This window comes from Achromobacter sp. JUb104 (genome assembly GCF_024806975.1).
In the GTDB taxonomy this organism is placed as follows: Bacteria; Pseudomonadota; Gammaproteobacteria; order Burkholderiales; family Burkholderiaceae_B; genus Achromobacter; species Achromobacter spanius.
The window spans coordinates 590,173-604,235 of record NZ_JANUEY010000003.1; the positions used below are offsets into that span (position 1 = coordinate 590,173).

Here is a 14,063-nt window from a genome sequence, read left to right on the forward strand (position 1 = left end):
AATCAATGTGCGGCAAGCGCCGCGAATCAAGCGACCGCGCCCACAAGCGGGAACAGGCCAAACGCCAGGGCGGCTACCAGCATCACCATGCAGACCAGCGTGGCCCACTTCAGCGAATAGCGTTGGTGGTCGCCGAATTCCACGCCGGCCAGGCCCACCAGCAGGTAGGTGGACGGCACCAACGGGCTCAGCAAGTGCACCGGTTGCCCGATGAGCGACGCGCGCGCCATTTCAACGGCCGAAATGCCATAGCCCTGCGCCGCTTCGCTCAGAATGGGCAACACCCCGAAGTAGAAAGCGTCGTTCGACATGAAGAACGTGAACGGCAGGCTGACCAGCGCGGTAATGACCGCCAGGTACGGGCCCATCGCATCCGGAATCACGGCAAGCAGGCTGCGCGACATGGCTTCCACCATGCCCGTGCCGGACAAAATGCCCGTGAAGATGCCCGCCGCGAAAATCAGCGACACCACCGACAGCACATTACCCGCGTGCTGCGCAACGCGGCGGCGTTGTTCGGCCAGGTTCGGATAGTTGATGATCAGGGCGATCGCGAACGCGATCATGAACAGCACCGGCAGCGGCAGGACACCCATCACCAGGCTGACCATCAGCGCCAGCGTCAGGCCGGCGTTCACCCACAGCAGCTTGGGGCGGCGCAGGTCATGGTCGACTTCGATTTCAGGCAGGTTCTTGGGGCCGTCCTCGTCGTAGCCGGCATGCAGCGACGCGCCCTCCGGCAGCGACAGCACGCCCAGGCGGCGGCGCTCTTTCAGGCCCAGCATGAACGCCAGGATCAGCAGCGCCACGATAGCCACGCCCATCACCGGCACCAGCGGAATGAAGATGTCTCCCGCGTCCACATGCAGGGCGCTGGCGGCACGCGCGGTCGGCCCGCCCCATGGCGTCAGGTTCATGACGCCGCTGGCCAGCATCGCCAGGCAGGTCATGGACAGCGCGTTCATCTTCAGGCGGCGGTACAGCGGCAGCATCGAGGCCACCACGATCATGTAGGTGGTCGAGCCGTCGCCATCCAAGGAGATCACCAGCGCCAGCACCGTCGTGCCCACCACGATTTTCAGCGGGTCACCCTTCACGGCGCGCAGGATGCGGCCGACGATGGGATCGAACAGTCCGGCGTCGATCATCACCCCGAAATACAGGATGGCGAACATCAGCATCACGCCGGTGGGCGCAATCTTGCGGATGCCGTCCAGCATCATCTTGTCGATGCCGGCGCCAAAGCCGCCCAGCAACGCAAAAATAATGGGGACAAGGATCAGGGCGACCAAGGGCGACAGGCGCTTGGTCATGATCAACGTCATGAACGTGATCACCATGCCAAAGCCAAGCAGGGTCAACAGCATGAGGGGTATCTCCGACTAGTCGTTGTTATGTGTGGCGCCGCCTCCAGCAAGGGAGGCAGGTGCAGAAGACTAGGAAGAAAAGCTGTCTGGAACCTGTCGTTTTTTCAAACCTCAAGCGGCGCTTTGCACCTTTCCGCAGGCGGCCGCCCCGGGGAAAAATGGCCGGATTGGACGCAGCTACAATCAGCCGATGCGCATCCTGGTGATCGAAGACGACGAGGATCTGGCCGACGCCCTCGTCCGCCGGCTGCGCCGTCTCGGCCATGCCGTGGACCTTCAAAACGACGGCCTGAGCGCCGACGGCGTGCTGCAATACGAAACCTTCGACCTGGTCATCCTGGATATCGGCCTGCCCCGCATGTCGGGCTTTGACATCCTGCACCGCCTGCGCGACCGGGGCAGCAAGACGCCGGTACTGGCGCTGACGGCCCGCATCGACATCGAAGACCGCGTCCACGCGCTGGATACCGGCGCCGACGATTATCTGGCCAAGCCCTTTGATTTCCGCGAACTGGAAGCCCGCTGCCGCGCCTTGCTGCGCCGGCCCAGCGCGCAAGCCGCCGGCGTCCTGCGCTTTGGCGACCTGATCATCGACAGCGCCGCGCGCCACGTGTCGCTGGGCGGACAGCGCATCGACCTGCCCAAGCGCGAATACAGCCTGCTTGAGATTCTGCTGGCCGGCATGAACCGCGCCGTCAGCAAGACCGAGATTGCCAACAAGCTCTTCGCCTTCGATGACGACGCCGCGCCCAACGCCATCGAGGTCTACATCGCCCGGCTGCGTCGCAAGCTGGAAGGCTCGCCGCTACGCATCGAAACGCAGCGCGGCACCGGTTACCTGCTGACGTCCACCGCCCCGCCGGACAATCCCGCGTCCGGCACGCCGCAGGACTAGCCCGTGAAGCTTGGCCGCATTTCCATCCGACGCCGCCTGTTGGCGATGCTGCTGACGCTGTTCGCCGTGGGCTTGGCTGCGCTCTACCTGCTGGTGCGCGGCTATGCCCAGCAAACCGCGGACACTACCTACGATCAGTTGCTGCGCGCGTCGGTCCTGTCCATGGCCGACAGCCTGCAACTGGTGCAAGGCGAATGGCAGATGGACATGCCCTACGCCGCGCTGGCCTTGCTGGAACAGGCGCCGCGCGATCGCGTGTTCTATCGCGTTGCGACCACGGCGGGATCGCTGATTTCCGGTTACGCCGACCTGCCCGCGGCGCCGGACCGCCAAGACGCCGACGATACGCCTGAGCTGTACACCACCCGGTATCAGGGCGAGCCCGTGCGGGTTGCCTGGATGGAACGCAAGATTGCCGGGCCGCGTAGTGCCGAGGCTGCCGTGATCCAGGTTGCGCAAACCCGTGAAGCCCGCAATGCGCTGGCCGACAGCATCCTCTGGCAAGGCACTTTGGCGCTGATCGGTTTCACCGGCGCGGCGCTGGCGCTGGCCTACTGGGGCCTGCAACGTTCCCTGTCGCCTATCCAGCGCATCGAACACGAGTTGGCCACGCGCAGCGCGTCCGACCTGCATCCGATCGCCGCGCCCGTGCCCCAGGAACTGGATACGCTGGTGCATTCGCTGGACGGCTTCATGGCCCGGCTATCCGACAACCTCGACACCTTGCGCCTGTTCATCGCCGAAGCCGCCCACCAGTTGCGCACGCCGCTGGCCGCGCTGCATGCGCAGATGGAAGTGGCGCTGGATGAAGACGACCCCGCCGAACAGCGCCGCAGCCTGCTGGCCGTCTTGCGCAATGCCGAGAAACTATCGCGGCTGGTCAACCAACTGCTTAGCGACGCCAGCGTCACCCACCGCAGCAACGTCAAGCAGTTTCAAGCGGTCGACCTGGCCGAACTGCTGCGCCAAGCCGCCTATGACACCGTGCCGCAAGCCGCCCCCCAGCCCGACGTGCGGCTGCACCTGCCCGATGCCGCATCCGGCCAGGAATCTGGCCGCCAAACGCCAACCATTCTGGGCGACAGCCTGATGCTGCGCGAAGCCTTCAAGAACCTGATCGACAACGCCTTGCGACACGGCGCCCAAATTTCCAACCCCATCTCCAGCCCCAACGACGGGCACATCGACGACCACATCGACATCACCCTCGACGCCCACGATAACGGCTGGCGCATCACCGTCTCCGACCCCGGGCCGGGCATCCCGCCCGCGCTGGCCAATGCCGCGTTCGAACGCTTCACGCGCGGCCCCAACCCGCGCACCTCAGGCGCGGGGCTGGGTCTGTCCATCGTCAAGCGCGTTGTCGAAATCCATCAAGGCAAACTCAGCTTGAGCAACCGCGTGGGCGGCGGGCTGGACGCGGTCATCACCTTACCGGCGAGCCGTCGTGATGCATAGCGCGCTGGCATGGGTGGGCAGGCTGCTTGGCGCCACCGCCTTTCTGTCGGTCGCGACCGTGGCGGCCATGGCGACCGTGAGCAACGCGACAGCCGCCGAAGTCAGCCGCGACGGCCTGACGCTTGGGCCCGCGGACAGCAAGAACGTGCTGATCCTGCATGCGTCCAACAGCGTGCAGGTGTTCAAGGGTGTGCTGGAAGACTTCGGCCGGCTGAACCCCGGCGTGCGGCTGGAATACACCGAACTGTCCACGCAGCAGCTCTACCAGGACACGGTCGCACGCGCGCAGGACGACGCCACGGCCAAGCGCGGCCCCGACCTGATCATCAGCAGCGCCATGGATCTACAGACCAAGCTCGTCAACGACGGCTATGCGCAACGCCACGTATCGCCGGAAACGCGCGCTCTGCCCGCCTGGGCGAATTGGCGCGACGAGGTGTTCAGCATCGGCACCGATCCCATCGTCATGGTCTACAACACGAAAAAGCTCGCCGCCGCGCGCGTGCCGCATACGCGCCGCGCGCTGCTTTCCTTGCTGCAAGCGCCCGACCGGCCGCTGGCCAACAGCATTTCGACCTACGACGTGCAAGGCAGCGGCATCGGCTATCTGGCCGCTACGCAGGACACGCGCCTGGACAGCATGGCGGGCGCCTTGCTGGCCGCGTTCGGCCGCAATGGCGTCACCACTCACGAGTCCACGGAAGACGCGCTGGACAAGCTGGAACGCGGTGAGATCACGCTGGCGTACAACCTGCTGGAGTCCTACACCCGGCACCGCATCGACCAGGGCGCCCCGCTGGCCATCATCTATCCGCAGGACTACACCCTGATGCTGTCGCGCTCCGCCATCATTCCAAAGCAGGCGTCACGCGGCGATCTGGGCGCGCTATTGCTCGACTACCTGCTCTCGCCCCGAGGGCAGGAAATGCTGGCCAAGCAATCCGGCATGCGGCCCGTCAATGCCTCGGTCGTTCCGGCCGCGGGTATCCGCCCCATGGCGCTGGGCGTGGGATTGTTGGTGTATCTGGATGCGCTGAAGAAGCGGCATTTCCTGGATTTATGGCGGGCCGCGATCCTGCCAACGGGCGAGCCGCCTCGTCCTGATGGAAACGTCCCGGTGCACACGCATCAAGCGGTTCATTAATCCTGCTCCGCAGCCAGGATTACGCATGTATGTTGCGCAATGATCGCAAATTCGCGGGCATAATTTCCGCTCGGGCCGACGGCCACGTTGGGGACACACCATGCTCAAGCATCAGATTGTCTTCTCCCGCGCAATGGAGGCCGTGCACCATCTGACCGACCCCGACCCGCCCTGGCAAGACATCCTGCGCACGGCGCGTGATCTGGTCGGCGCCGACAGCGGCACGCTTATCGTCTTCGACGCGCGCAACAAGCTATCAAACCTGTCCGCCATCGGCTTTTCCGATGCCTGCTTCGCGGACTACCAAGGCCACTACTACCGCCACGACGTGCTGGAACATGACTCGCGCACGGCGCCCGCCGGCACCTGGCTGGACACCGCCCGTATGTACAGCAGCGCCCAACTGCATCGCACGGAGTTCTACGCCGACTTCATGGTCAAGCACCGCATGGCGCAGATCATTTCGCTGATCGTCGAATCCAACTCCGTGCTGCATGCGACCATCGGCTTCCAGCGCTCCACCATCGACGCCAAAGCCAGCGCGCGCCTGCAGACAGGCGACTTCGCCCGGTACTTCCGCCTGTTGCAAAGCCAGCTTGCACAGCGCCAGAAGGCCTTGACCATAGGCTGGAAATCAGTGGAAAGCGCCTTTTCGGAAGTCAACGAAGCGGTGCTGCTGATCAACCAGGAGTCCATGGTCAACAAGATGTCGACACTGGCTCGACACTATGTGGAAGAGGCGCGCGGCTGGCTCGTGCGTGGCGGCAGGCTGCGCCACGTCGACGCCAAAAGCCAGCGCCTTTTCGACATTTATTGCGCCGCCACCTTCCACGATGGCCAGACGCGATCGCTGGCCACGGCCGCGGGTTGGGGTGAATTTGACTGGATGGACCTCAGTGCCGCACCCGATGCGCTAAGCCTGCTGGGTGGCCGCTTGCTGCTGGTGCGCCTGCGCCGCAAAAGCGCATTCGCCAAGCCCGACATCGACAAGCTGGAATCCGTGTTCGATATCACCCATGCCGAAGCCGCCGTGCTGGCGGGCCTGGCGGCGGGCCACAGCGTGGAAGAAGTGGCCACGCTACGCCAGTCGTCCGTGCTGACGGTGCGCAAGCAAGTTGCCTCGTTACTGAGCAAGATGGAATGCAGCCGCCAGGCAGAATTGGTGCGACTGGCGTCCCTGCTATAGCGCAAACGCGGGATGCGCCCCGGTAGCCGTCCCGGGCGACCACGCCAGGCGTAATCAATTTTGGGTATGCGATGGGCACCCATGCGGCCCTACGATGAGTCCGAAGCCATGAGGGAGAGGGATTGCTATCGTGATCAAGGAGTCGTTCATGAAGACTGTCCTTTCGTTCCGTATGTTCGTCCCGGTGGTGCTGGCCGCCGCCGGCCTGCTCTCCGGCCCCACTTTTGCGCAACAGGCCGTCGCCCCCACGACCGCCGTGCAAACGCCCGATGTCCCGAAAACCCACGACGACGTCATGCGCGACCTGACCGCCTGGCGGGAGGCCGGCGTCGAGCAAAAATGGGAAGGTGACGAGACGCCCGACATCTACAGTGGGGCATATGTCGCCAGCTATAGAAAGTATGTGGACACGGTGCGTCCCGGCAATGCCACGTCCACGATGCAGACGCCATCGCAGAATCAAGGTAAATGGTGAGCGTGACGGATAGCATGGCGGTCAAGGCCGGTAGTGGAGTTTTCCGGTCTGCCGCCATCATCAACCGGGCGTTCCAAGCGGGCTGTCGCAAACGTTCTTTTGACCTTGATCACGCCAGGCATCTGGCCCCATGGGCCAAGGTACGCACAAAGCGATGGTTCCATGGAAATTACTGGCTCGTTATCCCCGCTTTTTCAATGACCTCTTCCCAACTTCCAATCTGGGCATTTACCCAGCTCTTGGCTTCGACACTACTTCCGAACGGCGCGCGCATGCCCAGGCTGGCAATGCTGGCCTGAAACGCCGGCGCGGCGTACACCTGCGCCAAGGTATCGTCCCACTTCGCAGCAACGTCGGGGGGCATGCCACGTGGCGCCATGACGAGAAAGGCAAACTCCGCTTCAAAGTCCTTCAGTGATTCCACCCCCAGTTGCGCCATCACGGGCACGCCCGGAAGGTCGGGATCCAACTCTCGCGACGATATCGCCAGCGCCCGCATTTTTCCGGCCTTGATGTGCGGTTGCACCGCCGCGGCCGACAAAAAGCCGACCTGGATTTGATCCCCCAACAAGGCATTGATGGCCCCAGGACTCCCGCCAAACGGGACGTGAGCGACCTCAATGCCGGTGGCCAGTTTCAACTTCTCGAAGGCCAGGTTTCCTGGGCTGCCGTAGCCGGCCGAGGAATAGGCAAGGGGCGTTGAACGGGCGTAACGCAGAAACTCTTCGACCGTCGTCACGCCCAAGTCCGGTTGCACGGTCAGTGCCAGGCCGAAGCTGCCGGCGACACTGAGCGGTTCCAGATGCGAGATAACGTCGTCACCCAATCCCTTGAAGACGTGGGGATTGACGGTAAGCAAGGTGTCCAAGGTCATGAGCAGGGTATAGCCATCGGGTGGCGCCTTGGCGACTGCCTGGGCGCCGATGCGTCCCGATGCACCGGGACGATTTTCAACGATGACTGTCTGACCCAACAACTTGCCGGCGTATGTCGCGATGGCGCGTGCGCAGATATCCACCGGGCCGGCTGGTGCGGAATTGACAATCAGCCGGATGGGGCGCGTCGGATACTCGGCCTGCGCCGCAACCGACGCCCCCGCCATCAGCAATGCCGTGCAAAACAACGAGAACTTGATCATGGATGTCTCCTGTGTGGCGAGAGTCCGCCATCGCTGTGTGGGCGGGCGTGTCACGCAATTGCCGTGGGGTTCGGGCTGGTTTCCGCGTGACGGATCATCGTTTGCGACAGCGCCATCAGCAGTTCACCGCGCCGAGCCTCGGCAGCGGGGTCGTGCCATAAGTTGCGCAGTTCGTGGGGGTCTTCGTGCAGGTCGTACAGTTCGCCCCAATCCGCGTCGGCGTACACGCTCAAGCGGTGGCGCGCTGTTTGCAGCGTTCGCATCCGAGCACGCCCGGGAAAGCCGAACATCGTGCGCTGGCCCTCCTCTTCGATCAGCAGTGCATCGCGCACCGTCTCAGTGGCGCCCGACATCAACGGCAGCAAGGATTGGCCTTGCATGCCGTTGTAGGCAGGTACCCCCGCGCGCGCCAGCACGGTGGCGGCAATATCGGCCGTGGAGCACAGCGCCTGGCTGCGCGCGGCAGCTGGCAGGGCTTGCGGATCACGCCAGATGAACGGCGTGCGGATCAGGCTTTGGTAGTGGATGGGGCCTTTGAACAACAACTGGTGGTCGCCAAAGAAGTCGCCGTGGTCGCTCGTGAAAATGACCACGGTGTTCTCGTCCAGGCCCGTGTCCCGCAGCGCCTGCATGACGCGGCCGATGGTGGCGTCGATATGGCTGATGGAACCGTAGTTCAGCGCAATCGCTTCCCGCGCTTCGCGTTCGGTGCAGGCGAACACGGCCGGCGTGTGCTTGACCGCCATGTTCAGGTCACGCTGCCTATACAGCCACGCCACGTGCGGGGGTGGGTGATGATGGGCGGCCTGGCTGGCGTGAAACGATTCAGGAAGCTTCACGTCGTCAGGCCGATACTGGTCCCAGTACTTGCCAGGCGGCGTGTAGGGATGGTGCGGATCAGGAAATGAACACTGGATGAAGAACGGGGCTTGGCCGGTAGCGTGCCGGCGCAGTTGAGCGATGGTTTGGTCACCGATGTAGGCGGTGGTGGAGCATTCCTCGGGAACGCGCGTGCGCCAGGCCTGCCGGTGTTGAGTCAGCACGAAGTCGGGCGTGCTGAAAGCGTGCTCCGGCCCCCACAGCCGCCGTACTTCCGGGTGTTCGCGGGCAAGCCAGCGTGCGTAATGGCCACCGACCTGATCGCCGTGATCAAGCGCCAGGCGCACGGTGTCGAAGCCGTAGAACGGCGTCTTCACATCATGGCCGGGGTGATCGCGCCACATTGGTCCCCATTCTTGGTCGTAGTCGCCAGGCTCGGGCCGCCACGCTTCGCCCCGCGCAAGCTTGCCGCTTACCGGCGGCCAGGCGGGGCCAATGCCCGTCATGTTCTGCAAGTGCGATTTGCCGACCAGCGCGGTGGCGTAACCGGCGTCACGCAGCCGCTCAACAAACGTTGTTGCGCGCTGGGATAGCGCAATGCCGTTGTGGCGCACCCCATGCGCCGAGGGCATGCGCCCCGTCATCAACGTGGCGCGATTGGGCATGCAGATCGGGGACGCGACATAGAAGCGGTCGGCGGACCACCCCTGGTCGGCCAAGGCATCCAGCGCCGGGGTTTGCAGCAGGGCGTTGCCGTAACTACCCACGTGATCCGCGCGCTGCTGATCCGTGATGAAGAGCAGAAAGTTGGGCTGCAAGTTGGGCTGCGAGTTGGACTGCATATCGGGCTGCATCGGGTCTCCTTGCCTCGGGCTCACATCGGCCTGGCTGTTTTGATGCGGCCATTATGGGTAGCGGTTTGGACCCCTGCCAGCCTGTTGCCCCGGATGTCGGACTCATTCCCGGGGCCGCTAGCACTGTGCTTTGCAGCCCACACATGTATCCATCAGATTCGGCTGGCGGGCCGGCGCATGCCACGGTTACAAGCCATCCCAAATCTCAACAAATAAAACAGCTTTGCCGCGCTAACTGGTTTAGATCTAGCTGAGCTTGCGCGGTTGACCCGGCGGCAGGAGGCCCCGGGGCCCACAGGCATAAAAAAGCAAGAACCCTGGAGGAGGAGCCATGCGTTTGTTTAATCGCAGGATCGCCGCATTGCTGGCGAGTGGGCTGATTGCCTTGACGGCGGGGTGTGCGTCGCCCGGCAAGAAAGACACCATCAACATGGCCGGGCTGTCACAGCCCGTGGAGATTGTGCGGGACCGCCACGGCGTCTCGCATATCTATGCGCAAAACCAGAATGACCTGTTCTTCGCGCAGGGTTTCTCTGCCGCGCGCGACCGCCTGTGGCAGTTGGACCTGTGGCGCCGGCAAGGTGAAGGCAAGATGGCCGAGCAGTTTGGCCCGCGCTTCATCGAACAAGACCGCGCCGCGCGCCTGTTCCTGTTCCGGGGCGACATGCAGGCCGAATTCGCCAGCTATCACCCCGAAGGCCAGGCCATCCTGACCTCATTTGCCGCCGGCATCAACGCCTATGTGGATTGGGTAAAGGCCAACCCGGACCAGTTGCCGCCCGAGTTCAAGCTGACCGGCACGCTGCCTGGCTATTGGCGCCCCGAGACCTCGCTGATCCGAATCTACGGGCTGACGCGCAACCTGACTGCGGAAGTGAAGATGGCAGAGCAGGTCGCCAGCCTGGGCTTGAACGCCGTGCAGGGCTTGAGCACGTTCGAGCCGCCGTTGGCGTTGCAGGTGCCCGCCGGCCTGGATGTGCGCCAGATCGACAAGTCGGTGCTGGCCAACTACACCCTGGCGCGCGGTGGCCAGAAATTCGTCGCGGCGGATTTCCCGCGCAGCCCGCTTGCCGCCGACAAGCGTGAAGCGCTTGCCAGCGCGCTGTCCGAAGGCAGGCTGGCGGCGCTGGATCCGAATTTCGACCCGCTGGCCACCCGCTATGAAAGCAATAACTGGACCATCGGTGGCCAGCATACCGACACCGGCAAACCCATACTGGCGGGCGACCCGCACCGGTCGATCGCCATGCCGTCCTTGCGCTACATGGTGCACCTGAACGCTCCGGGCTGGAACGTGATCGGCGCCGGCGAACCGGCGCTGCCGGGCGTATCGATGGGCCACAACGACCGCATCGCCTTCGGCTTGACGATCTTTGCGTTCGGCGACGAAGAAGACCTGTACGTCTACGACACCAACCCCGCAAACCCCAACGAATACCGCTATCAAGGCGGCTGGGAAAAGATGCGGCAGATGGACGAGACCATTCCCGTGCGGGGTGAGGCGGCCGCGGTGCGTCAATTGAAGTTCACGCGCCACGGCCCGGTCATCCACGAAGACCCCGTGCGGCGCAAGGCGTATGCGTTGCGCGCGGCCTATCTGGAATATCCGGGCACCGCGGCCTACCTGGCCAGCCTGCGTTTGAACCAGGCGCAGAACTGGAATGAATTCGTCGCGGGCATGGAAAAGCACTACACGCCCAGCGAGAACATGGTGTACGCGGACGTGGACGGCAACATCGGCTGGTTCGGCGGCAGCATCGCGCCGATACGCCCGCGTAACGACTGGTCGGGCATGTTGCCGGTACCGGGCAACGGAGATTTCGAATGGCGCGGCGTCTTGCCGGGCAACGCCCTGCCCCGCGCGTACAACCCGCCCGAAGGCTATGTTGCCACCGCCAACGAATACAACCTGCCGGCCGACTATGCCTACAAGGACATGTCCGCGCGCACCTGGGCAGAACCCTATCGCGTCCAGCGCATCCGCGAGGTGCTGGCCGATGGCAGCCGCTTGTCGGTACAACAGTCGCAGGACCTGCAATACGACAACCTGTCGATACCTGCGCGCACGCTGGGCGGCTACGCCAAGTCGCTTAACTCCGCCGACCCGGCGGTGAACGACGCGCTGAACGTGCTGAAGGACTGGGACTACCGGATGGAAACGGATTCGCGTGCCGCCACGATCTACGCCTTCTGGCTGCCCGAGGTCGTCAAGCGGGTGTCGGACCTGTACGTGCCCGCGAACGGCCGTGCGGCGTTCGGCGACTTGTCCACCCGCAAGACGCTGGAGAAGCTGGCCGTGCCGGACACCGCCTTTGGCACGCCGCCTGACCGGGGCCGCGACGCGCTGTTGCTGCAAGCCCTGAATGACGGGGTGCAGAAACTGCGCGCCAAGCTGGGGCCGGATTCCACGCAGTGGCAGTGGGGCAAGCTGCATCACATCCAGTTTGAACACAGCCTGGCCAGCCTGCTGCCGCCAGACACCGCCAAGGCCTGGGGCACGCCACGCTATGCGGTGGGCGGCGACAACGACACGGTGCATCGCGCGACGTTCCGCAAAAGCGATTTCCGGCAGATCAGCGGGGCGTCGTATCGCCAGGTGATCGATGTGGCGAACTGGGATAACTCGCGTGTGCAGAACGTGCCGGGCCAATCGGCTGACCCGCGCAGCCCGCATTACCAGGACCTGCTCAAGGGCTGGGCCACGGGCGAGTACTTCCCCATGGCGTTCAGCCGCGCCAAGGTGGATAGCGAACGGGCAGATACGCTGACACTCAAGCCGTCAGGCAACTGACCAGCGGCGCAAGAAAAAATGCCGGGCCGCTTAAAACGGCCCGGCATTTTCATTGGCGTCCTTGCGCTTACTTTTTCGACGCGTCCTGCTCCACCACCATATCCAGCACATACACCTTGGACGGCGCATCAGCGGGCGGGTTCTTCCAGTCGTAACGCTTCACGCGCAGCACGGTGCGCACGCCTTCCTGGTGCTCGAACCCTTCGATGGACTGATACAGCGGTTGCCATTTATCCTGCGTCGGCTGCTGCACACCGGCTTCGTTGTAGCGGCGCTCGCGCACCATCAGGCATTGGTAGTTGGGAATCATCGGATGGCTGCACTCGGCCTTCTTGGCAGCCACTTCCAGGAACATGATCTGGCCCGCGCTGCCATACAGCGTCTCGGGCGTGGGCTCACCCACGAACTTCAGCACGGTGCCGTCCTTGCCCACGAGCTCCAGCGCGGGCTCATGCGTATCGCCCGACATCGTGGCTCGCAGATCGCCTTTCAGGCGCTCGTTGATCTCGGCATCCAGTTGCATCAAACTCTGCTCGCAAGCCTTCATCGTGGACGCCAGGTTATCCACTTGCAGCACGCCATTCTGATAGCGATAACCGCCAAACTGCGTATTGCAGCCCCCGCGAATATTCAAGGCATCCTTCGTGAAGGCCAGGCGCAGCTGATGCTCAACGCCCGCTTGCAAGGTCGGAATCGACTTGCCGGATGCATCGGTAGCGGAGACCAGACGCCAGTAATACGCGGGCAAGCTCAGTTGGCTGGAGGGCGACGTCGCGGTAGAAGTGGGCATGGAGGACGATCCTTCGCTGGGAGAGGAAACGGGAGCGCAAGCCTGTAGCAGCGCGGCGCATGCGGACGCAAGTAGGATTATTTTTTTCATGGTTCGTTCCTATGAGCCGTATGGCACTGATCAAAAGCGGCATTCTACGTCCGTGGTATGGACGGATCAGGCGAAGCGCGGGGCAGAGGGTTTCAAAATCTTGCTGGAGGGCGCGGTTGGTGGGCCGGCTCTTCGGGAGTCCAAAGCAATGAAATGGGCCGCTCTTGGTAAGTCGCTGGGCGCCGACTTGAGTACAAACGGATACGAGTTGATTTGAATGACAGAACTAAGCGGACAACATATCGGCGCCATTGCAGGACTGGTCTTTGTCTTGGCCTTCGTCGTTTATATTTCTTCTGCGGCGTACTTCTACTACTTCAAACTTGACGACGCCATCCGATTGACGAAGCACCCTATAGCGAAGGGCAAGACCAGATCCCAGCTAACGCTCTATGAAAATCTGGCCATTGCCACGACGCTCTTGATATGGCTATCCCTTCATAAAGCGAATTTTTGGCCACTCAACAATATTCATCAGATTTTTGTTGAAAGCGATGTTCGCACCATACCTTCCGATATAAAAATTCCGCTATTCCTCGCTTACGGCGGAATGACCGTTTCGGTCTTGGCATTACTGATAGGAAGCGCCCTTAAACGCCTATATGCATGAGCGCGCCGACAATGATGCCGGCACTCAATCTTGCAATGACACAACTTACCAGCCAACACATCAGCGCCGTCACCGGAACGATTATTTTCTTGGCGTTCGTCGTTTACGTCGTCGCAGGCATGCACTTCTATTACCGCAAGCTTGACCACGCTATCGCGCTTACGCGACACCCTTGGGCAAAAGGCAGAACTCGCGCCGAGTTGTCTTTGCATGAAAAGATGAACATTTGCACGTCATTGGCGGTGTGGTTGGCGTTCCCCCATGCCAAGCGGTGGCCGATCAGCAAAAACAACGCAATGTTCCACCCTGTCGATGCAAGGCAAATCCCCGGAGACATCAAGATTCCCCTTTTCTTGGCCTACGGAGGACTTATTACGATCGTCTTGGCATTGATTATCGGAGGAGCGCTACGGAATTTTTATGCGTGACCCTGTCACTGCGCCGTA

The 14,063-nt window shown here is 62.8% G+C and carries 13 protein-coding genes; 9 read left to right on the forward strand and 4 right to left on the reverse strand.

Translation table 11 applies throughout. The annotated features are described in order from the left end of the window. Positions 1-26: 26 nt before the first annotated feature. The gene (locus M2361_RS23175; protein WP_310508925.1) at positions 27-1,367 is read right to left on the reverse strand and encodes a CitMHS family transporter; all 1,341 of its coding nucleotides are present in this window, start codon (positions 1,365-1,367) and stop codon (positions 27-29) included. Between the two features lie 190 nt (positions 1,368-1,557). On the opposite strand from M2361_RS23175, the gene M2361_RS23180 reads away from it, so the two are divergent. The 5 genes from M2361_RS23180 to M2361_RS23200 all read left to right on the forward strand — a co-directional run bounded on the left by M2361_RS23180 (position 1,558) and on the right by M2361_RS23200 (position 6,525). After that, positions 1,558-2,262, forward strand: a complete 705-nt coding sequence (locus M2361_RS23180) for a response regulator transcription factor (RefSeq protein ID WP_259251983.1) — start codon at positions 1,558-1,560, stop codon at positions 2,260-2,262. 3 nt (positions 2,263-2,265) lie between these two features. Beyond that, positions 2,266-3,720: a sensor histidine kinase gene (locus M2361_RS23185; RefSeq protein ID WP_259251984.1), complete on the forward strand. Its 1,455-nt coding sequence runs from the start codon at positions 2,266-2,268 to the stop codon at positions 3,718-3,720. Then, positions 3,713-4,864 carry an ABC transporter substrate-binding protein gene (locus tag M2361_RS23190; RefSeq protein ID WP_259252653.1) on the forward strand — a complete coding sequence of 384 codons (1,152 nt, stop codon included), beginning with the start codon at positions 3,713-3,715 and terminating at the stop codon, positions 4,862-4,864. Before M2361_RS23185 ends, M2361_RS23190 begins: the two co-directional genes overlap by 8 nt. Positions 4,865-4,964: 100 nt before the next feature. Further along, entirely contained in the window at positions 4,965-6,050 is a 1,086-nt protein-coding gene (locus tag M2361_RS23195) for a LuxR family transcriptional regulator (protein ID WP_259251985.1), read from the forward strand. 148 nt (positions 6,051-6,198) lie between these two features. Then, positions 6,199-6,525, forward strand: a complete 327-nt coding sequence (locus M2361_RS23200) for a DUF4148 domain-containing protein (RefSeq protein ID WP_259251986.1) — start codon at positions 6,199-6,201, stop codon at positions 6,523-6,525. 169 nt (positions 6,526-6,694) lie between these two features. Here M2361_RS23200 and M2361_RS23205 read toward each other — a convergent pair whose 3' ends face one another. Further along, positions 6,695-7,663 (reverse strand): tripartite tricarboxylate transporter substrate binding protein, encoded by a 969-nt coding sequence (locus M2361_RS23205; protein WP_259251987.1) that lies wholly within the window; start codon positions 7,661-7,663, stop codon positions 6,695-6,697. Between the two features lie 50 nt (positions 7,664-7,713). Then, positions 7,714-9,336 (reverse strand): sulfatase, encoded by a 1,623-nt coding sequence (locus M2361_RS23210; protein WP_259251988.1) that lies wholly within the window; start codon positions 9,334-9,336, stop codon positions 7,714-7,716. A gap of 331 nt (positions 9,337-9,667) precedes the next feature. Between M2361_RS23210 and M2361_RS23215 the strand changes: the two genes are divergently transcribed. Further along, a complete protein-coding gene (locus tag M2361_RS23215) occupies positions 9,668-12,127 on the forward strand; it encodes a penicillin acylase family protein (protein ID WP_259251991.1) in 2,460 nt (819 codons plus the stop codon). A gap of 67 nt (positions 12,128-12,194) precedes the next feature. Here the strand turns inward: M2361_RS23215 and M2361_RS23220 are convergent, their stop codons facing one another. After that, positions 12,195-12,917: an META and DUF4377 domain-containing protein gene (locus tag M2361_RS23220; RefSeq protein ID WP_259251992.1), complete on the reverse strand. Its 723-nt coding sequence runs from the start codon at positions 12,915-12,917 to the stop codon at positions 12,195-12,197. Here M2361_RS23220 and M2361_RS23225 point away from each other — a divergent pair. From M2361_RS23225 to M2361_RS23235, 3 genes are read left to right on the forward strand one after another with little or no spacing between them, the layout of a single operon-like run. Beyond that, positions 12,916-13,224, forward strand: coding sequence for a hypothetical protein (locus tag M2361_RS23225; protein ID WP_259251994.1), 309 nt, complete (start codon positions 12,916-12,918; stop codon positions 13,222-13,224). The genes M2361_RS23220 and M2361_RS23225 overlap by 2 nt on opposite strands. Further along, entirely contained in the window at positions 13,225-13,617 is a 393-nt protein-coding gene (locus M2361_RS23230; protein ID WP_259251997.1) for a hypothetical protein, read from the forward strand. After that, positions 13,614-14,045, forward strand: a complete 432-nt coding sequence (locus M2361_RS23235) for a hypothetical protein (protein ID WP_259251998.1) — start codon at positions 13,614-13,616, stop codon at positions 14,043-14,045. Before M2361_RS23230 ends, M2361_RS23235 begins: the two co-directional genes overlap by 4 nt. Positions 14,046-14,063 lie beyond the last annotated feature (18 nt).